The sequence below is a fragment of the Salinicola sp. NYA28a genome, from assembly GCF_976982775.1.
The window spans coordinates 3,261,460-3,280,181 of sequence record NZ_OZ334582.1; the positions used below are offsets into that span (position 1 = coordinate 3,261,460).

Annotated in this window: 17 protein-coding genes and 3 tRNA genes; 11 read left to right on the forward strand and 9 right to left on the reverse strand. The window is 62.5% G+C overall.

Annotation, left to right across the window (positions count from 1 at the left end):
- Window positions 1-109: 109 nt before the first annotated feature.
- The 3 genes from zipA to ACWHY3_RS14680 form a co-directional block, all read right to left on the reverse strand.
- On the reverse strand, window positions 110-1,351 hold the full coding sequence (gene zipA / locus ACWHY3_RS14670) for a cell division protein ZipA (RefSeq protein ID WP_448126873.1): 1,242 nt from the start codon (window positions 1,349-1,351) through the stop codon (window positions 110-112).
- Window positions 1,352-1,561: 210 nt separating this feature from the next.
- Window positions 1,562-5,065 (reverse strand): chromosome segregation protein SMC, encoded by a 3,504-nt coding sequence (gene smc / locus ACWHY3_RS14675; RefSeq protein WP_448126874.1) that lies wholly within the window; start codon window positions 5,063-5,065, stop codon window positions 1,562-1,564.
- 81 nt (window positions 5,066-5,146) lie between these two features.
- Entirely contained in the window at window positions 5,147-5,311 is a 165-nt protein-coding gene (locus ACWHY3_RS14680; RefSeq protein ID WP_179208828.1) for a c-type cytochrome biogenesis protein CcmI/CycH, read from the reverse strand.
- 65 nt (window positions 5,312-5,376) lie between these two features.
- Between ACWHY3_RS14680 and ACWHY3_RS14685 the strand changes: the two genes are divergently transcribed.
- Entirely contained in the window at window positions 5,377-5,850 is a 474-nt protein-coding gene (locus tag ACWHY3_RS14685) for a LexA family protein (RefSeq protein WP_087718159.1), read from the forward strand.
- A gap of 70 nt (window positions 5,851-5,920) precedes the next feature.
- Entirely contained in the window at window positions 5,921-6,532 is a 612-nt protein-coding gene (locus tag ACWHY3_RS14690) for an IMPACT family protein (protein ID WP_087718160.1), read from the forward strand.
- A 20-nt stretch (window positions 6,533-6,552) separates the two neighbouring features.
- Here ACWHY3_RS14690 and ACWHY3_RS14695 read toward each other — a convergent pair whose 3' ends face one another.
- Complete coding sequence (locus ACWHY3_RS14695) at window positions 6,553-7,272, reverse strand: GntR family transcriptional regulator (protein ID WP_303856072.1); 720 nt, start codon at window positions 7,270-7,272, stop codon at window positions 6,553-6,555.
- A gap of 195 nt (window positions 7,273-7,467) precedes the next feature.
- Here ACWHY3_RS14695 and ACWHY3_RS14700 point away from each other — a divergent pair, with 195 nt between their 5' ends.
- The 7 genes from ACWHY3_RS14700 (at window position 7,468) to ACWHY3_RS14730 (ending at window position 14,647) form a co-directional block, all read left to right on the forward strand.
- A complete protein-coding gene (locus ACWHY3_RS14700; RefSeq protein WP_332779001.1) occupies window positions 7,468-9,099 on the forward strand; it encodes a gamma-glutamyltransferase family protein in 1,632 nt (543 codons plus the stop codon).
- Window positions 9,100-9,102: 3 nt separating this feature from the next.
- Window positions 9,103-9,681: a chromate transporter gene (locus ACWHY3_RS14705; protein ID WP_087718163.1), complete on the forward strand. Its 579-nt coding sequence runs from the start codon at window positions 9,103-9,105 to the stop codon at window positions 9,679-9,681.
- Window positions 9,678-10,208 carry a chromate transporter gene (locus ACWHY3_RS14710; RefSeq protein WP_087718164.1) on the forward strand — a complete coding sequence of 177 codons (531 nt, stop codon included), beginning with the start codon at window positions 9,678-9,680 and terminating at the stop codon, window positions 10,206-10,208. Before ACWHY3_RS14705 ends, ACWHY3_RS14710 begins: the two co-directional genes overlap by 4 nt.
- 118 nt (window positions 10,209-10,326) lie before the next feature.
- On the forward strand, window positions 10,327-11,340 hold the full coding sequence (locus ACWHY3_RS14715) for a Bug family tripartite tricarboxylate transporter substrate binding protein (RefSeq protein WP_218776951.1): 1,014 nt from the start codon (window positions 10,327-10,329) through the stop codon (window positions 11,338-11,340).
- Entirely contained in the window at window positions 11,337-11,870 is a 534-nt protein-coding gene (locus ACWHY3_RS14720) for a tripartite tricarboxylate transporter TctB family protein (protein WP_087718165.1), read from the forward strand. Before ACWHY3_RS14715 ends, ACWHY3_RS14720 begins: the two co-directional genes overlap by 4 nt.
- 67 nt (window positions 11,871-11,937) lie before the next feature.
- Window positions 11,938-13,443, forward strand: coding sequence for a tripartite tricarboxylate transporter permease (locus tag ACWHY3_RS14725; RefSeq protein WP_256961077.1), 1,506 nt, complete (start codon window positions 11,938-11,940; stop codon window positions 13,441-13,443).
- A gap of 211 nt (window positions 13,444-13,654) precedes the next feature.
- Entirely contained in the window at window positions 13,655-14,647 is a 993-nt protein-coding gene (locus ACWHY3_RS14730) for a tRNA dihydrouridine synthase (protein WP_448128170.1), read from the forward strand.
- Between the two features lie 172 nt (window positions 14,648-14,819).
- Here the strand turns inward: ACWHY3_RS14730 and ACWHY3_RS14735 are convergent, their stop codons facing one another.
- Window positions 14,820-16,103 (reverse strand): ISL3 family transposase, encoded by a 1,284-nt coding sequence (locus ACWHY3_RS14735; protein ID WP_448126875.1) that lies wholly within the window; start codon window positions 16,101-16,103, stop codon window positions 14,820-14,822.
- A 140-nt stretch (window positions 16,104-16,243) separates the two neighbouring features.
- Here ACWHY3_RS14735 and ACWHY3_RS14740 point away from each other — a divergent pair, with 140 nt between their 5' ends.
- A complete protein-coding gene (locus tag ACWHY3_RS14740; protein WP_011589742.1) occupies window positions 16,244-16,513 on the forward strand; it encodes a metal/formaldehyde-sensitive transcriptional repressor in 270 nt (89 codons plus the stop codon).
- 180 nt (window positions 16,514-16,693) lie between these two features.
- Window positions 16,694-17,674, forward strand: a complete 981-nt coding sequence (dmeF, locus tag ACWHY3_RS14745; protein WP_104727295.1) for a CDF family Co(II)/Ni(II) efflux transporter DmeF — start codon at window positions 16,694-16,696, stop codon at window positions 17,672-17,674.
- A gap of 281 nt (window positions 17,675-17,955) precedes the next feature.
- Here dmeF and ACWHY3_RS14750 read toward each other — a convergent pair.
- From ACWHY3_RS14750 to csrA, 4 genes are all read right to left on the reverse strand, one after another.
- Window positions 17,956-18,032 (reverse strand) — tRNA-Arg (locus ACWHY3_RS14750).
- A 47-nt stretch (window positions 18,033-18,079) separates the two neighbouring features.
- A tRNA-Arg gene (locus tag ACWHY3_RS14755) sits at window positions 18,080-18,156 on the reverse strand.
- Between the two features lie 55 nt (window positions 18,157-18,211).
- Window positions 18,212-18,304: transfer RNA gene (locus ACWHY3_RS14760), tRNA-Ser, on the reverse strand.
- Between the two features lie 216 nt (window positions 18,305-18,520).
- On the reverse strand, window positions 18,521-18,718 hold the full coding sequence (gene csrA, locus ACWHY3_RS14765) for a carbon storage regulator CsrA (protein ID WP_075570877.1): 198 nt from the start codon (window positions 18,716-18,718) through the stop codon (window positions 18,521-18,523).
- Window positions 18,719-18,722: the final 4 nt, after the last annotated feature.

Here is an 18,722-nt window from a genome sequence, read left to right on the forward strand (position 1 = left end):
GGCTGCCGTAACGCGGAGCCCCGACTCAGGCCGAACGAGGAAACGAAACGACGACGGGGCCCCGAAAGGCCCCGTCGTCAAGTCCGGCTCATTTCGAGCCTTTGCCAACTCAATTGGCTTGATAGCGATGCAACCGATGGCGGCGCTCGAACTCCTGCACCCGTTGACGCGCGAACTCGATCGTCTGGGCGGTCATCACGCTGTGGTTCTCGTCCTTGAGCTCGCCACCGAGATTGCGCACCAGCACCATCGCGGTTTCCAGCATCGCCTCGAAGGCGGCCGAGGTGTCGTTGGCGCCCGGCAGCGGCATCAGGAAGGTCACCCCCGGCGTCACGATCTCCTGCATGTTGTCGAGATCGAAGACGCCCGGCTTGACCACGTTGACCATCGAGAATTGCAGCTCGCTGTCGTCCGCTTCGGTCTCGTAGCGATGGAAAATGCCCATCTCGCTGAAACGCAGGCCGCAGGCCAGCATCAGGTTGAGCAGATCGGCACCGTCGAACCCGTCATCGGTTCTCGCCAGCACACTGATGACGATGATCTCCTCGGAATGCGCCAGGGTTTCGCGGGCACGAGCGGCACTCACGTGATGACGCTTGGCACGCTCCACCGCCGGATGCTGCGTCACGACGTCGTTCCGTGGCGATACGTCGGCATCCTCGGCTGGCGCGGCGGACCCTTCTGCCGTCTCCGGTTCGACACGGCGTTCCGGCCGGGTCGGCTCGGGCTGATCGGCCGAGTGCGCCTCATTGGTTACACGGTCACCGTCATACGAAATCGGCGCGCCCTCGGGCGGCACCAGCGTCGTGATCTGCAACTGGCTCGATGGTTCGGCGACGTCGGTTTCCCGAGATGCCAGACTCGGCTCCTGGTGGCGCTCCGTCGTCTTTTGAACCCGTGTTTCTTCCGCGTCACGCTTGTGGCTCAGGCGATGAGCCGATTCGCTGACGCGTTTGGCACCCGCGCGAACGGCGCTCTTGACGTTGTGCTGCATGTCGGCGAACGAGGAGCGCGTTCGGCGATCGACGATACTGCGCTGCAGTTCCTCTTTCGGAATTCGTTCCTGGCGCTTGGGTTCGGAAGGCCTGATCGGTTCCGAACCGTTGCCACTGCGTTCAAACGTCGCCGGACGTACGACACGTGCCCCTCCATTGGGCAATTCCCAGTTGACCTCGGCCTCGCGGGCCGCCTGTTCCGGATCCACTTCGGATTCGGCGTCGGCTTCGCTGTCTCCGTGCGCCTGATCGAGGCGCGGAACCCGACGTTGGCGCTGGAGACGACGGAAACCATCGATCACGATGGTCGCCACCAAAACCAGCCCCAGGATGATCAGCCACTCTCTTAGTTCCATGGGTCGTCTTGCCTGTTCGCGGTGCCACTATGCTGGAAGAGGACAACATGCTCATGGCATGTCGACACTAGCATAGCGTGATTTGTCAAAAAATGGGCCACTTTTTTTCTTTGTCAAGTGAAGTTTTGCCCATCCACAATCACCCTTCAATTCCATCCCATGCGAGACATCCTATTACGTCGTTAGCCGGTTTGGCTATTTCCGACAGTATCAGGACGTATCCGCCATCGACGCCGCTTCTTCCACCCCCACCGATACCAGGCGTGACACGCCCGGCTCCTGCATGGTCACCCCCATCAATCGCTCGGCCGCTTCCATCGCGATCTTGTTGTGCGTGATGAAGATGAACTGCACGCTTTCCGACATTTCCTTGACCAGTTTTGCATAGCGCCCCACATTCGCGTCGTCCAGTGGCGCATCCACTTCGTCGAGCATGCAAAAAGGTGCCGGATTGAGCTGGAAGATGGCGAATACCAGCGACAGTGCCGTCAGTGCTTTCTCTCCCCCGGAAAGCAGGTGAATGGTGCTGTTTTTCTTGCCCGGGGGACGGGCCATGATGGCCACGCCCGTCTCCAGCAAATCCTCTCCCGTGAGCGTCAACCATGCGGTCCCGCCGCCGAAGACTCGGGGAAAAAGTGCCATCAGGCCCTGGTTCACTTCTTCGAAAGTCTGCTTGAAACGGGTGCGTGTCTCCTGGTCGATACGCTTGATCGCGCGCTCCAGGGTGTCGATTGCTTCGCTCAGCTCGGCGTGCTGGGCTTCGAGGTAATCACGGCGCTCGGCCTGCTGCTCGTACTCCTCGATCGCGGCCAGGTTGATGGCGCCGAGCCGCCGAATGCGCTCGCCGGTCTCCTCCAGCCGAGTCTGCCAGGCGGATTCCGTGGCATTGGGATCGAGATTTTCCTGTAGGCTCCGGGCGTCCTGCTGCTGTTCCACCAGCGTCTCCTGCTGTGCATCCGCCTTGAGCGTCAACGCCTGAACCTGCATCCGCGCTTCCTGCAACCGCTGGCGGAGCCCCTCCAGATGGCGCTCGTGCTGCTGGCGTTCGACCTCGGTCTGGCGCAACGTCTCGCCGATCTGATTGGCGCGATCCCGGCAACGGTTGAGCGTGGCTTCCTGCTGGGATCGCGTCTCGAGTCGTTGCGCCAGACGTTCACGCTGATCGTCGTCGGGTTCGCGCAAGGTTTCCAGCTGTTCCCGCAGCAGTTCGACACGTTCGTCGAGTCGCGACAGCTGTTCCCGACTGCGCTCGGCCTGCTGTCGAAGCTCGCCGCGCTGGGCCTCGAGACGCTGACGTTCGAGCGCCAGTTGCTGCTGGGTCTGCCGGGTCTGCTGCTGTTGCTGGCGCAGCTCAGCGAGGCGGGACTGGCTCTGTTCGCGGGCCGCTTGCAGCGCGTCGCGCTCGGCGCTGTTGGCCTCTACCTGATCGAGCGCCTGCTGCCAGCGCTCCCGCGCGCTTTCCAGTTCCAGTGCCTGCTCCGCGTGTCGCTCCTGACCCTGCGCCTGTTCGGCATCGAACTCCCGCAGCCGCGAAACGACATGCTCGAGACGACTTTCCAGCGTGGCCAGCCGGGTCGACTGCGCCTGACGCTGCTGGGCGATTTCGCGTTCCTCCTGCCCCAGCGTTTCCAGCGCCGCTTCGCTGGTCTCGAGTTCGGACTGCCAATGTGCGATCCGTGTGTCATGCTCGGCCAGCGTGGCGTCGAGCGTCGCGATCTCCTCGATCAGCGCATCGCGACGCTGTCGCTGCAGCAGGACGCTGTCCGCGTTGACGTCGTCCCGGCCCAGACGTCGGGCCCAGCCCCGCCCCAGCCACAGGCCATCCTGCGTGATCACGCTCTGCCCGGCGGGGAGGTCGGCGGCCATCTGCCAGGCCGCCTCCGGGTCGTCGACGCAATGAATTGCCGACAGCAGCGTCGACAGCGCGCCGGCACCCTCGACCCGGGCGCCCAACGAGCGTGGCGGTGCGGCCTCCGGCGTCTGATCCGAGACCACCGGCAGTTCACCGCTGACCAGCGACGCCAACGGCACGCGAGCGGTTTCCGGATCCGCCAGCCGCGCCTTGAGCCACGGAGCGAGCACCCAGGCCACGGTGCGCTCCCAGCCCGCCGCCACCTGAAGACGCTCGGCGACTCGCGGCACGTTGCCTAGCGGATGATCGCCAAGCTGTTCGGCCAGGCTGGCGTCGTCATCGTTGAGCGCCGCATCGATCAGTGCCTCCAGCGAGGCGATCTCTCCCTGGCAGCGATGCCGACGCTCACGTTCGCCGTCCCTTGCCGCCTGCGTGTCGGCCTGGCTTTGCCGAGCCCGCTCGCGGGACTGCTGATGCGTTTCGCGACGAATCTCCAGCGCCTGCTGCCGTTCGTCCAGCATTGCCAAGTCTTCCCGGAGCGCGTCTCTTTCCGTCTCCAGATCACTGACATCCGGCAGTTCGGATCGCTGCTGCCGTCGCCGTTCCAGTTCGCGGGCCGCCTCTTCGAGCTGGCGTTCGAGACGCCGGATCGTCTCCTGCTCGCGTTCGGCCCGGTGACGGGCATCCCGGTCGCGTTCGCTGAACGCTTCCCACTGTTGCCGGTGCTCGTCTGCCAGGGCCTCGGCCTCTTCGAGCTGCAGCTCCAGCGTCAGCAGCGATTCGTCCGCGATCTCGGCTTCGGGCAACAGCGTCTCGAGTCGGGTATCGAGCTCCGCGCGGCGCGTCTCGTCCTGCTCGACCAGTTGCGCCAGCGCATCCCGCTCGCGCCGGGCGCTCTCCTGATCATCGGCGAGTTGCTGCTCACGCTGCCGGGCATGTTCCAGCGACTGCTCCAGCCGGGCGATATCGGCGCCGGTCTGGTAGAACGCGGCCTGGTGCGTTTCCAGCTCCGCGGCCACCGCATCATGGGCCTCCCGGCCTTCCGCCAATCGGGTTTCGCACTGACGCTGGCCGAGAATCTCGCGTTCGACCTGGATTTCGCAGTCGCGCACACGCGCCTCTTCTTCGCGCTGCTGGCTGCGCAGAGCACGTTCCCGCAGCACCGCGAGTTCGCCGCGCAGGCGGTGTTCTTCCTCTTTCAGCGTGCGATAGCGTTTGGCCGCTTCGGCCTGGCGCTTGAGCCGCTCGAGCTGCTTGTCGAGCTCTTCGCGGATGTCGTCGAGGCGTTCGAGGTTCTCCTGGGTGCGCCGCAGGCGATTTTCGGTCTCCCGCCGACGCTCCTTGTACTTGGAGATTCCCGCCGCCTCTTCCAGCGTGTTGCGCAACTCTTCCGGGCGGGCTTCGACGAGCCGGGAGATCATGCCCTGACCGATGATCGCGTAGGAGCGCGGCCCGAGGCCGGTGCCCAGGAAGATGTCGGCGATATCGCGACGGCGGCATTTCTGGCCATTGAGGAAATAGCTGGACTGGGCCTCGCGGGTGACCAGGCGCTTGACCGCGATCTCGTTGTAGCCGGCATAGGCGCCGCCGAGACCGCCGTCGCGATTGTCGAAGATCAGCTCGATGGAAGCCTGGCCAACGGGAGAACGGCCGGTGGAACCGTTGAAGATGACGTCTGTCATCGACTCGCCGCGCAGGGTCTTGGCGGAGGACTCGCCCATGACCCAGCGCACGGCATCGATGACGTTGGATTTACCGCAGCCGTTGGGTCCGACGATGGCGGTCATGTTGCTGTCGAACGGCACCGTCACCGGATCGACGAACGACTTGAAGCCGGCCAGCTTGATGGACTTGAGACGCATGCGGGGAATCGAGCTCCTGAACCGATATGGCGATGGCGAACTACCCGGTCGGCAACCCGCCATCGCCGGTTTCGGCAGAGCCTAAGGCACCGTGTGATCGATATCCAGCGTCAATGTCCTGGCGCCAGCGATCTCGACGTCATCCAGCCGCCCGTAGAGATCGCCGGATTGCGGCATCGCCTGGCCGGACGCGGAAACCCGCGCCACCAGGAAAACCGGAGTCGCTGGTGGCAGGCGATCCTGCAACAAAGTATCGACTTGCCGCTGCCGTTTGCCTTGCTATGATGGCGGCACCACCTCGGGAGAAGACGATGACAAACGCCGCACCGAGCTATCTGCAGCGCCAGCCGAACCTGCCGCTGATCGACGGCAACTGGGAACCCATCGATGCCACCGATCTGGTCGAGATCCCCCTGCTCGGACAGGTCGCCGCCGGGCTGCCGATGGAAGCCTGCCTCGACGATGCCACGGTTCATGTCCCCGCGAAGCTGGTCCGCCGAAACACCTATGCGCTACGCGTTCGAGGCGATTCGATGGTCGACAGCAACATCTTCGATGGCGATGTCATCATCATCGAGCGCTACGAGTCGGCCGAAAACGGCGAAACGGCGGTAGTCCTGATCAACAACCAGGAAGTGACGCTGAAGAAGCTGTTCATCGAGAAATCCGGCGTCCGCCTGCAACCCGCCAACGACAGCATGCCGCCGATCTATCTGAAGAACGAGGATGTGCAGGTACTCGGCCTGGTCATGGGCGTGATGCGCAACCCACCCCAGGTGGCCTGATTCCCCCGGAATCGACCCAAGTCTTCCGGGCCGAGCAAAAAACTCGGCCTGAGTCAGCCAAGAGAACGCCATGCGCTATCCGATTCCCGATCTTGCCCCGCGTGCGCGACACGCCAATACCGTCGAGATCGAGAAGAGCCGTTTCATCTGCTGGCTCTGTCATGCACCCGACAACGCCGCCTTCGATGTGCTGCTGAACGACGCGCGTTCGACCTATCCCGATGCCAGCCACCACTGTTCCGCCTTCATTGCCGGCGCGCCCGGCGAGCAGATCGCGATCGGCTTTTCGGATGACGGCGAGCCGGGCGGCACCGCCGGACGCCCCATGTTTCAGGCGCTGGAAGGCAGCGGACTGGGGCAGATCGGTGCAGTGGTGACGCGCTACTTCGGCGGCACCAAACTGGGAACCGGCGGGCTGGTTCGTGCCTACACCCAGGCCGTGCTTAAGGCACTCGACACTCTGCCCCGGCGCGAATTCACCGAGCGTCGCGACGTGACCATCCAAGTCGATTTCAGCAACGAAGCGGAAGCCCGCCGCTGGCTGGCGGAGCATGACATTCCGGTGGTCAGCGCCGACTACGATAGCCAGGGGGCGCGTCTGCTGCTGGCGTGGCCGGCCGATGACAGCATCTCGCTGGCCGTGCTGGAGCGGCGCCTGAAAGGCGCACTCGTGCGGCTCTGATCACGCCGTTGTGATCGTCGTCATGCTTTCTCTGTCGCCCCGCCTATCCCTGTCGCCCCGCCTTTCCCTTTGCTCATCTCGTTTTCCTGGCAGGCACCCTGCGCCACCTCGTAGGAGAGCCGTATATGCTCTTCGAGCAGCGCTCGCGCCGCAGCGGTATCGCGTGACATGGCCAGATCGACCAGCTGGCCGTGCTGGTCATTGAGTGTCTCTCGCACCGCATTGTTGGCCGGCGCCATGCGCCGGTAGCGATCGAACTGGTCATGCAGCTGTTCGATGAAACGCAACAGCCAGGGCGAACCGCAGGGCTCCAGCAGATGACGATGGAACTGCAGATGCATCTGCTCCCAATGCTCCAGCTGACCCGGCGTCTCGTCGGCCCGCTTGAGACGGTGAAACGCCGCCAGCAGGCCGGCTTCCCATTCATCGTCACCCGCCTCTAGCGCCTGCGCCAGCGCCTGCCCTTCGAAACGCTGTCTCAGCTCGGCGATGTCGTCCAGTTCGGCACGCGTCAATGCGGGAACCCGGAAGCCACGCTGATTTTCCTGCACCAACAGGCCATAGGCGGCCAATCGATTGAGCGCCTCGCGCAGGGGACTGAGCCCGACCCGGTAACGTTGCTTGAGGGTGGTGATTGCCAGCTTCTGCCCGGCGGCGAAACGTCCATCGATCAAATCGCGCTTCAAGGCCGTGTACAGCTGGCTGGCCGTCATGTTGGCGGTGGGTGCTTCAACTCCCATAAGTGCTCACCTTCCGATCCAGTGATAGAAACTCACTATCTCGCCGACTCAGGTCTTGACCTTCACAAGAATTCGACGCCATAGTAAAAAATCGATTTTTCACATCATAAACGATTAACATCAATTTACCGTACGACCTTCGGCATCCGGCGAACCGCCTTACGGTGAATCGGCTCACAATAATCGAGAAACGCCATGTCCCTCGCTTTCGATCACAACAATCCCTACCCCTCTCGCCGTAGCGCCACCTATGCCGATCGCGGCATGGTCGCGGCTTCGCAGCCACAGGCCAGCCAGGCCGGGCGAGACATGCTGGCCCTGGGTGGCAACGCCATCGACGCCGCCATCGCGACGGCGGCGGTGCTGACTGTGGTCGAACCCACCGGCAATGGAATCGGCGGTGATGCCTTCGCCCTGGTCTGGATTGCCGAAGGCAACGACGGGAAAGGCAAGCTCCACGGTCTCAACGCCAGCGGCCATGCGCCGAAGCGGCTGACGCCGGAAGCCGTCAAGGCCGCCGGCCACGACGAGATGCCGCTGCACGGCTGGACGCCGGTCACCGTCCCCGGCATTCCTGCCGCCTGGGCCGAGCTGTCGAAGCAGTACGGCAAGCTGGACTTCGCCACCCTGCTGGCGCCGGCGATCCGCATCGCCCGGGAAGGTTCCCCGGTTTCGCCGGTGATCAGCCAGCTATGGCAACGCGCCGAGGTCGAATTCCGTGCCAAGGCAAGCGATCCCGCCATTGCGACGTGGCTCGAGGCCTTCGCGCCCGAAGGGCACGCGCCTCGCCCTGGCGAACTCCATCGCAACGAAGCTCAGGCCAGAACGCTCGAAGCCCTGGCCGAGAGCCGCTGCGAAAGCTTCTACCGCGGCGAACTGGCGCAGAAGATCGACGCGTTCTCGCAGGCGACGGGCGGCTACCTTCGCGCCGACGATCTGGCGGATTATCGCCCCGAATGGGTCGAGCCGATCTCGGTCAACTACCGGGGCTACGACGTCTGGGAAATTCCGCCCAACGGTCAGGGCATGGTCGCATTGATGGCGCTGCGCATGATGGAAGGGTTCGATGTCACGGTCCGCGACGACCCGCAACTGCTGCATCGTCAGCTGGAAGCGATGAAGCTGGCCTACACCGATGGCCACCATCACATCACCCAGGCCGAGTACATGCGCACGAGCGTCGCTTCGCTGCTCAGCGACGAGTATGCCGACACCCGCCGCCGCCTGATCGGCGAGAATGCCATCGACCCCGAACCCGGCCAGCCACAGGCCGGCGGCACGGTCTATCTGGCGACCGCCGACAGCGACGGCAACATGGTCTCCTATATCCAGAGCAACTATCACGGCTTCGGCTCCGGCGTCGTAGTGCCCGAAACCGGTATCTCGCTGCAGAACCGGGGTCACGGTTTCAGCCTCGAGGCGGATCATGTCAACGTGCTGGCGCCTGGCAAGCGCACTTTCCATACCATCATCCCCGGCTTTCTGACCCGGGGCGGCACCGCGCTCGGCCCGTTCGGCGTCATGGGCGGCTTCATGCAGCCCCAGGGCCACATGCAGGTCGTCATGAATCTGATCGACTTCGATCTCAACCCGCAGGCGGCGCTGGATGCGCCACGCTGGCAGTGGATGGGCGGACGCAAGATCGGCATCGAACCCGGCTATCCGCTTCACGTGATCCGCGAGATGGCGGCACGTGGTCACCAGATGACCATGGCCGTGGACAGCACCGCCTATGGTCGTGGTCAGATCATCCTGCGAGAACCTCAGAGCGGCGTTTACTGCGGCGGCACCGAGCCGCGCACCGACTCCAGCATCGCGGTGTTCTGATCCATGTCTTCGTCTTTGACAACCCAGCGTCATCTGTTCGTGGCGTTTTTGCGCATCGGCCTGCTCGGATTCGGCGGCGGGCCGTCGATGATTCCGCTGGTTCGCGCCGAGGCGGTCACTCGCTATCAGTGGATGAACGATGAGGAGTTCGGCGACGTGCTGGCCATCGGCAACACCCTGCCCGGCCCCATCGCCACCAAGATGGCCGGCACCATCGGTTATCGGGTTGGCGGCGTGGTCGGCTGTCTCAATGCCGTCCTGGCGGTCATCGTGCCGTGCATCGTGGCGATGGTGGTACTGCTGGGGCTGTTCACCCGTTTCCGCGACCAGCGCTGGATCCAGGGCATGAGCGAAGGCGTCATTCCGGTGGTGATGGTGATGATGGCCCAGCTCACCTGGGACTTCTTCCAGAAGTCACGCATCGTGCTCGGCTGGATCGCGACCCTGATCATGGGGGCGGTCGCCGGCGGTCTGATATACGGGCTCGGTATTCATCCAGGTCTGGTGATTGGCGCGATCCTCATTGCCGCACTGCTGCGACCGGAACGGTGGCGCAAGCGCAGCGGGGAGGCGAAGTCATGATCTACTGGGATCTGTTCCTCGCCTTCTTCATTCCCAACATCATCGGCTATGGCGGCGGGCCGGCGATCATTCCGCTGGTCGAGAATGAAGTCGTCGGCCGCTATGGCTGGATGACCTCCCAGCAATTCGCCGAGACGCTGGCGCTGGGCAATACCCTGCCCAGCCCCATCGCCACCAAGATGGCCGGCTATATCGGCTACGACGTGGCCGGCATCGGCGGCGGACTGGTGGCCACGTTCGCCACCGTCGCCCCTTCACTGATCCTGATGCTGGTAGCGCTGGGAACCCTGTATCGCTACCGGGATTCGATCAAGGTCAAGTCGATGAGCCAGTGGGTCCGGCCGGTGATCATGGTGCTGATGGGCTATCTCACCTGGTCGTTCCTCAACGAAAGCGTCACTGATTCCGGCTGGATTCACACGACCATCATCGGTGCGATCGCCGTGGTGATGCTCTGGCGTCTCAAGCTCCATCCGGTGTGGGCCGTTCTTCTGGGACTGATCTATGGAGGGCTACTGCTCGGGTAGGTGCCAAAGCGCGAGCGCACGCGCCCTCGAAAGGCAGCAACGCAAGAAGCGAAGAAAGTCAACGGACCGAAAAAAGTCGATACGACGTCAAAACCTACAAGCCAAACAAGGACAACTCATGTTCTACGACGTACTCCGTAACGCCGCCCAGGGTAAACTGGGCCGAATGCTCGCCTCCGGCGGCGCGATCGCTTCCCTGACACTGGGGCTCGGTGCGACCGGTCTGGCGACCAGCCAGCTCGCACAAGCCGAAGACTATCCCGACAAGGCCATCGAGTTCATCGTGCCCTGGTCACCCGGCGGTGGCAGCGATGCCCTGATGCGCATCATCTCCAACGCCGCCGACGAGCACATCGGCCAGCCGATGCCGGTGATCAACATGCCCGGCGTCAGCGGTACCATCGGCCTCAAGGAGCTGGCGCAGAAGGATCCCGACGGCTACACCGTCGGCCAGGTCCACGAGGGGCTGATGGCCGCCAACGCCACCGGCCTGACTCAGCTCAACTGGGACGACTTCCAGCCGATCGCCTCGCTGGCCTCCTCGCCCCAGTATCTGGTGGTCAATGCCGACAGCGACTGGGAGACCTTCGAGGATTTCGCCGAATATGCCAAGGAGAATCCCGGTGACATTCGCGTCGGCGCAACGCTCGGCGGCATTCCCCACGTGCATGCGGCGATGATCGAAGACGCCATCGATGCACAGTTCCGATACGTCGGCTTCGAAGGAACCGGCGCTCGCATTCGCGCGCTGGTCGGCGGCCATATCGACGCCTCGATCGGCGATATCTCGTCGAGCCTGGAGTTCGTCAAGAACGGCGACCTACGGTTTCTCGCCATCGGCAGCAAGGAACGTCTCAAGCAGACCCCCGACGTACCGACCTTCAAGGAGCTCGGCTACGACAACCTCAACCTGAGCATCAATCGCGGTATCGTCGCGCCCAAGGAGATCGATCCGGCCAAGGTAGAGACCCTGGCCCAGGGCTTCGAAGCCATGTCCCAGGATCCGAAGTTCGTCGAGCGCGTGAACAAGGCCGGCGCAGAGGTCGAGTTCATGGGGCCGCAGGCCTATGCGGACTACCTCGCCGAGGTCGATGCCACGGTCAAGCGCCTCTCCGGCAAGCTGGCACGATGAGCAAGGATGCCGAGATGGTCTCCCGCCCCGCGCGGGAGACCAGCAGCGAGCACGGCAAGGCGGTCGCCAACGTCATTTTCAATGCCGTCCTGGCCGCGCTGTTCGTCGGGCTGTTCGTGCAGGCCGGCGACCTGCCGTCGTCGATGTGGGAACCGCTGGGTGCCGGCTCGTTCCCGAGGCTGATTCTCGGGGCGCTGGTGATCTTCAATCTGGCGATCGTGGTGCAGTCGATGGCGGCATTGCGCGTCACTGACCGATCCGCGAGCGCCGGTGCAAGACAGTGGTTCCTGCAGCGACGCCTGGCCTTTGCCACGCTGGCGGCGTTTGCCGTCTACGCGCTGCTCATGCCATGGATCGGATTCGCCCTGGCGTCACTGCTGTTCCTGCTCGCCGTGCAGTTCATCCTGGGCGCTCGTCGCGGACGCCGACTGCTGATCGCTGCACTCGTCGCCGTGATCTTCGGCCTGGGTCTCTACATGCTGTTCAGCCACGTGTTCCTGATTTCGCTACCCGCGGGACGCCTGTGGTAGCGCGGAGCGGGTAGCCCGAGACCGGTCGTCCGACTCGAACAAGACCAACGGGACAAGAGAACTTTCCATGCTGATGACCGATGCGCTGCTCAGCAGCGTCGAACAACTGTTTTCGCTGGCGACCCTCGTCAGCATGATGATTGGCGTCATGGCAGGTGTCGTGGCCGCCGCCATTCCCGGTTTCACGATCACCATGGCGATCGTGCTGACGCTACCGGTGACCTTTACCATGTCGCCGCTTCAGGGCGTGGCGACCATGCTCGCCGTGTATGTCGGCGGGGGCTCGGGCGGGTTGATCAGTGCCGCCCTGCTGGGCATTCCGGGCACGCCTTCTGCGGTGGCGACGACGTTCGATGCCTACCCGATGGCGCGCAAGGGCGAACCGGGCCGCGCGCTGGCGCTGGGTATCTGGGCTTCGTTCTTCGGCGCGCTGGTGAGTGCCGTGGTGCTGATCGTCGCCGCGCCACCGCTGGCGATGATCGCCGTCAAACTCGGCCCCTGGGAGTATTTCTCGCTCATCCTGTTCGCTGTCACCGTCGTCGCCAGCCTGGTCGGCAAGTCGGTTCTCAAGGGCTTGATGATGAGCCTGCTGGGGCTGTTCATCGCGACCGTGGGCCAGGATCCGATGATGGGCGTGCCACGCTTTACCTTCGGCATCGACGTGCTGGCGGCCGGCTTTCCGTTCCTGGTGGTACTGATCGGCATCTTTGCGGTGAGCCAGCTGGCCAGCGAGGTGGAGAATCCGTCGGAGCTCCAGCAAGGCAAGGCGCTGGTGAGCGGAAGCATGCAGTTTCGGCCTTTCGCCGTCATGCGCGAGGTTCTGAGCCGCCCTGTAAATCTCTTGCGTTCGTCGCTGCTGGGCGTGGTCATCGGTGCCGTCCCCGGCGCCGGTGGCAGCATCGCCAACCTGATCGCCTACGATCAGGCCAAGCGTGCCTCGAAGACCCCGGAACGCTTCGGTACCGGTATCGCCGATGGCGTGGTCGCCTCCGAGTCGGGCAATTCCGCCACCGCCGGCGGCGGGCTGATCCCGATGATCGCGCTGGGCATTCCCGGTAGCGCGGTCGACGCCGTGCTAATGGCAGCGCTGATGGTACAAGGCGTCAGCGTAGGCCCCAGGCTGATCATGGATAACGCCGATTTGGTCTATGGCATGTTCCTGGCGATGTTCCTGGCCGCCGGCATGGTGCTGGTCTTCTGCCTGATCAGCATGCGCTGGTTCCTGCGAATCACCGAGATTCCCAAGTCGATCATCGTGCCGGTGGTACTTGTCTGCTGTGCGGTGGGTGCGCTGGCGCTGAACAACCGCGTTACCGACCTCTACCTGCTGATCGGCGTCGGCCTGGTGGGCTATCTGCTGGCCAAGCTCGATTACCCGCTGGCGCCGCTGGTGCTCGGCGTCATCCTCGGGCCGATTGCCGAAACCAACCTGCGCCGGGCACTGATGGCCGACGAGGACTGGACGCTGTTCTTCACCCGCCCGATCTCGGCGGGCCTGCTGGTACTCGCGGTTCTGTCGGTGGCGTTCACCGTCCGCCGTCTTCTCCAGCAGCGAGCCGCCGCCCGCGCCTGACGACAGGGAGCGGCATGCCCCACATCGGGCATGCCGCTCACCTGACCATCTTTTCATTCGTCCTCGGCGAGAGGTGTGCTAGCTTGACGGCCGATCATCCGGAGGTCGTATGGCACAGCCTTTCCCCTATCCAGACACGTCTTTCTCCCCTTGCGATACGCCGCTCCCTCATGGGCCCTCGGCCACACGCGGCCGACTCGGTCTGGCGCCAATGGAGGGCGTCATCGATGCCGATACCCGTGCGCTGTTGAGCGAGGACGGAGCCCTGGACTGGTGCGTGACCGAGTTCGTGCGTGTCGTCGACGCGAAACTGCCGCCACGGGTGTTTCTGCGTCATTGCCCCGAGCTGGCGACCGCAGGCGCGTCTGGGCCTGTCACGCCCTCGGCCACGCCCGTCACCCTGCAGTTGCTCGGCTCCGATCCACAGGCACTGGCGGCCAACGCCGAACAGGCGATCGCACAGGGAGCGACGCGGCTAGATCTCAACTTCGGCTGCCCGGCCAAGACCGTCAATCGCCACGACGGCGGTGCGTCGCTGCTGCGTACGCCGGCGCGCGTTCACGCCGCAGTCGCCGCGGTTGCCGAGGTGGGCCGATCTTTCGGGGTTTCGGTCAACGCCAAGCTCCGCCTCGGCTTCGATGACAAGCAGTTGGCCTTGGCCTGTGCGCAAGCGGCCGAAGCCGGTGGGGCCGAAGAACTGGTCGTGCATGCGCGCACGCGACGCGAGGGCTATCGCCCGCCTGCCCACTGGGAATGGATCGCTCGGATCCGGACCGTCGTGAGCGTGCCGGTGGTGGCCAATGGCGATATCTGGTCGCTGGAGGACTACTGGAAGGCGCGCTCGCTCTCGGGTTGCGACGATGTGATGCTGGGTCGCGGCATGCTGGCAGATCCGTGGCTGGCACGGCGTATCCGTCATTGGCAGATCTCGGGCGGCGAACGTCTGCCCGCGACGCCGTGGTCGGCACGTAGCGCCCTGCTGAACCGCTATGCCGAGGCAAAACAAAGCGCGGGCATGCCGGAAAAGGTGATCGTGTCGCTGTTGAAACAGTGGCTGAACATCATGCGGGGGCGAGAGACGGAGGCGGCGATGCGATTCATGGCATTGCGCCGGGAGACAGCACTGGATGCCTTCCTCGCGGGCCTGAACGCCTCCGAGCCGGCACCGACGTCGATCCACGACTCCTCGACAGCGCTCGCCTAGAAAGCGTCCTCACCGGCTCTGGCCGGCCAAACCGTTGGACGGCGGCGCGCCGAGGTCTCATCGGCGCTCGACCGCTATCGGCCAGATAACGCCGATCGAATACCAAAAAACAAAGGGTATACGGATTTAATGGTTGATGGGGCACCTTCACCCCACCAACCTGATACCACCCTCAGATGGTTGATAGATTGACCCCGTAGTTGAGTTCCTCTGCGAAGTCCGGCAGTCCGTAACCGATGGTGTAGAACGGAGAGACCTTCGCAGTCGGGGCCTTCTTCTTGTGCTTCGTGGTGTAGAGCATTCGTGCCCGCATCACCTCGAACGAGTAACCACGCCCTTCACGGTTCTTGTCCTTGGCCAGTCGGTTGATGGACTCCGTGTAAGCGTTGGTGACGGGCATGTCCGTCTCGAAGTAGGTCATGATCTCTTCGCGCCAGTTGCCCACTGCCCTGACCAGATCGCTCCAGACTTCCTTCTGGCCCTTTGGAATGGTGGCTATCCAGTCATCCAGGGCGGCTTCTGCCTGTGGCCGGGTGGTGGCGTTCCAGATGCCGTAGAAGCGTTCCTTGTGCTCGTAGGCGGCCAGCAGTTGCGGGAATGCGCCTGTCCAGGTCTCCATGATGAGTCGCTCCCGGTCTGAGACTTCGTGAGCGCGTTTCAGCAGGATTTTCCGGTCTCCTTTGAGGGTTCGGCTCTGGGAGGGTTTCAGCTCCTTTCTGAGGCCCTTGCGCACCTTCTCCAAGGCATCGTTGGCCATGCGCACCACATGGAACTTATCGACCACGATACGGGCCTGTGGCAGCACCGCCTTGACCGCTGCCCGGTAGGGGTTCCACATGTCCATGCTGACGATCTCGACCTTCTGCCGGTCTTTCAGCTTCATCAGGTAGTTGGTCACCACGTCCTGACGGCGGGTGGCCAGCAGGTCGAGCAGGGTTCGCTCCTCGATGTTGGTCAGGATGCAGCGGTAGCGCTTGTTCAGGTACAGCTCGTCGATGCCCAGAATGCGGGGCGTCTCGAAGCGGTGCCAGCGCCCCAGAAACTCGGCGCGGGCGTTGAAGATGTCACGTACCGTCTTCTCGTCCAGGCCGGTCTGTGCCGCCACAAAGGTGTAGGGGTGGTTGAAGGATTCCTTCTCCACGTACTCATGCAGCCGCAGTGTCATACGGAATCCGTCCACCATCTCCGGTAGCTGGGGCCTGAATGTTGTCTTGCAGGCCCGGCAGGTGTATCGGCGGCGGACCACCCAGAGAGTGACCCGCTTGCCGTGGATGGGCAGATCACGATAGGGAACGTCACGCTTGCCGAACCGTACGAACTCACCCTGCACGCCGCATTCCTCGCAGGCGATGGGATCGGGCACGTCCACCTGGAAGTGCATTTCGTCGTCGGTGGATTTGCAGCCCAGCACCTGGTACTCAGGCAGGTGCAGGATGTTGTCGGGCATTTCGGTCATGCGGCGTGCTCCTTACGGCTGGCGAGTGTCACGTTGGTGAGCTTCACCTACCTCTCCTCTCTTGCAAACAAGCATACTACCCCCTAGTATTTATATACTACCCTCCAGTATAGTTTTTGGGCCACTAAAGAGACGACTGCATGCACACGATCAAAGACAAAGCGAAGCTATTAACCCGCGTTCGGCGCATTCAGGGGCAGACGGCCGCACTGGAAAGGCAGCTTGACGAGGAGGGCGACTGCACGGCCGTGCTGCAACAGATCGCCGCGATTCGTGGGGCGGTGAATGGACTGATGGCAGCCATCATTGAGGGGCACTTGACTGATCACGTCGTCAGGGAACCCGAGTTGGAGCAGCGGCAACAAGACTTGGAAGCGGTGCTGCAGGTCATCAAGTCCTACCTCAAGTAGAACATCACGAGCTACAGCGTGGGTACCCTAGCTGTAAGAGGCGAACTTTGGCAGTGATTTAATATCCGCGCCCCTGAAGTTCTTGCGGAACCGGAGCTGTTAGCAGGGCTTCGCCATCAATCGCCACCACTTTCATTGGTCTTGCTGACCATAATTTTTATCAACTCGGAGTATTACAGTATGCATGGTCACAGGCTCGAAGAATGGCAACACAATCATGTTTTTGGTCAAGATCGTAAAAAATCCGGTGAAATACGCTCACTGATCGTCGTCGCTCTAACTGTCGTCATGATGGTTTGGGAAATTCTGGCCGGTGTCTTATACGGTTCGATGGCCCTCCTGGCCGATGGCCTTCATATGGGCTCTCATGCTGTCGCTCTGGGTATTGCAGCCTTCGCCTATGCATACGCTCGCCGCAACGCAGGCAATACACAGTTCTCATTTGGCACCGGGAAGGTCAATGCGCTAGGCGGGTTCACCGGCGCGGTCCTGCTGGCAGGCTTCGCCCTGTATATGGTGATCGAAAGCATCGACCGCTTCATCCACCCGGTAGAAATTTCGTTCAATGGAGCTATTTTCGTCGCCGTCATCGGCTTGATCGTCAATGGAGTATCGGCCTGGATACTGGGCGGGGAAGACCACGACCACGGGCATGGGCATGGGCATGGGCATGGGCATGGGCATGGGCATGGGCATGGGCATGGGCATCATGATCATAACCGTCGAGCTGCCTACTTCCACGTACTCGCCGATGCCTTAACTTCTGTATTGGCGATTGCTGCCTTGCTGGCCGGAAAGTATGCGGGCTGGGACTGGATGGACCCGATCATGGGTATCGTCGGCGCGTTACTTATCACTCGCTGGTCATGGCATCTGTTGAAAGACACCTCCCGCGTGCTGCTTGATCAACAGCGCAGTGACTTGGAGCACGACGTCAGACATGCCATTGAGAGTGACGATGCACGAATCAGCGATCTGCACCTCTGGGCCATTGGTCCGAATATTCACGCCGCCATCGTCTCGGTCGTGTCGCATGACCCGGAGGCGCCTGCCGTCTACAAGCAGCGTATCCAGGCTCAGTGCCCGTCATTAGTACACATTACAGTCGAGCCACAGCGCTGTCTCACTGGTCCGGAGAATACCGGCTCCAGGATACGATGAGCTGATTGAGCGGGCTGGGCCGAAATAGTCGGTTTTGGTACGGGCGAGGGAGTTGCTCTGCATTCAGCTTGGCCTCGCCCTCTCTCCAAGCCATGTAAGTGTCATTGTCCATACACGTTCCAGGCTTTGTAGGTACCTTAATGGCCTGAGTGACATATCAACCAAGGAATCCGATGAAGTGGGGAGTTGTTACCTCCCCATGATACCCAGAGATCAACCAGATATTCCGGATACCCAAAACAAAAACCCCCGCACCAAGGGTGCAGGGGTTTTCGTCTATATGGCGCGCCCGGGAGGATTCGAACCTCCGACCACCTGATTCGTAGTCAGGTACTCTATCCAGCTGAGCTACGGGCGCTTGAAATCTTGTGAAGCAGCAATGCCGGTTTACCCGACTTCAGTGAGTGGCGCGCCCGGGAGGATTCGAACCTCCGACCACCTGATTCGTAGTCAGGTACTCTATCCAGCTGAGCTACGGGCGCTTGATCACTAACTTCCTTCACACGGTGTTGATCGCGGTTTCCGATTTCCCGGAAATGGCGGAGAGGGAGGGATTCGAACCCTCGATAGGGCTATAAACCCTATACTCCCTTAGCAGGGGAGCGCCTTCAGCCACTCGGCCACCTCTCCCCGATCAGCACGGCGCGTAGGTTACCGATTTCGATGAGGGTTGTCCAGCCAACGGACAAACTTTTTTCGAAAAAAACCTTAGAGGATGAAGAAGTTACCAGAAGGCGAGATTAGAAGGCCGATGCCTGCGGGCGAAGAAGGTGTTCAGGGGTAGCCCGAGCCGATAAAGGGGACGACTTCACCAGCCCAGACGGTACCAAAGCGCCTATCCAACACTCACGCGCCAGGATCGCCGTCTTCGTCTTCGGATTTCTCGCGCTGAATGCGCTGATAGATCTCTTCACGGTGGACGGCCACATCCTTGGGCGCATTCACGCCAATACGCACCTGATTCCCTTTCACTCCCAGAACCGTGACGGTAATGTCGTCGCCGATCATGAGAGTCTCTCCCACGCGACGGGTCAGGATGAGCATTATC

What these genes read in the sequence shown, in the direction of transcription:
- zipA (WP_448126873.1), bottom strand. Translation starts at nt 1,351, where the DNA reads ATGGAACTAAGAGAGTGGCTGATCATCCTGGGGCTGGTTTTGGTGGCG.
- smc (WP_448126874.1), bottom strand. Translation starts at nt 5,065, where the DNA reads ATGCGTCTCAAGTCCATCAAGCTGGCCGGCTTCAAGTCGTTCGTCGAT.
- ACWHY3_RS14685 (WP_087718159.1), top strand. Translation starts at nt 5,377, where the DNA reads ATGACAAACGCCGCACCGAGCTATCTGCAGCGCCAGCCGAACCTGCCG.
- ACWHY3_RS14690 (WP_087718160.1), top strand. Translation starts at nt 5,921, where the DNA reads ATGCGCTATCCGATTCCCGATCTTGCCCCGCGTGCGCGACACGCCAAT.
- ACWHY3_RS14695 (WP_303856072.1), bottom strand. Translation starts at nt 7,272, where the DNA reads ATGGGAGTTGAAGCACCCACCGCCAACATGACGGCCAGCCAGCTGTAC.
- ACWHY3_RS14700 (WP_332779001.1), top strand. Translation starts at nt 7,468, where the DNA reads ATGTCCCTCGCTTTCGATCACAACAATCCCTACCCCTCTCGCCGTAGC.
- ACWHY3_RS14705 (WP_087718163.1), top strand. Translation starts at nt 9,103, where the DNA reads ATGTCTTCGTCTTTGACAACCCAGCGTCATCTGTTCGTGGCGTTTTTG.
- ACWHY3_RS14710 (WP_087718164.1), top strand. Translation starts at nt 9,678, where the DNA reads ATGATCTACTGGGATCTGTTCCTCGCCTTCTTCATTCCCAACATCATC.
- ACWHY3_RS14715 (WP_218776951.1), top strand. Translation starts at nt 10,327, where the DNA reads ATGTTCTACGACGTACTCCGTAACGCCGCCCAGGGTAAACTGGGCCGA.
- ACWHY3_RS14720 (WP_087718165.1), top strand. Translation starts at nt 11,337, where the DNA reads ATGAGCAAGGATGCCGAGATGGTCTCCCGCCCCGCGCGGGAGACCAGC.
- ACWHY3_RS14725 (WP_256961077.1), top strand. Translation starts at nt 11,938, where the DNA reads ATGCTGATGACCGATGCGCTGCTCAGCAGCGTCGAACAACTGTTTTCG.
- ACWHY3_RS14730 (WP_448128170.1), top strand. Translation starts at nt 13,655, where the DNA reads ATGGAGGGCGTCATCGATGCCGATACCCGTGCGCTGTTGAGCGAGGAC.
- ACWHY3_RS14735 (WP_448126875.1), bottom strand. Translation starts at nt 16,103, where the DNA reads ATGACCGAAATGCCCGACAACATCCTGCACCTGCCTGAGTACCAGGTG.
- ACWHY3_RS14740 (WP_011589742.1), top strand. Translation starts at nt 16,244, where the DNA reads ATGCACACGATCAAAGACAAAGCGAAGCTATTAACCCGCGTTCGGCGC.
- dmeF (WP_104727295.1), top strand. Translation starts at nt 16,694, where the DNA reads ATGCATGGTCACAGGCTCGAAGAATGGCAACACAATCATGTTTTTGGT.
- csrA (WP_075570877.1), bottom strand. Translation starts at nt 18,718, where the DNA reads ATGCTCATCCTGACCCGTCGCGTGGGAGAGACTCTCATGATCGGCGAC.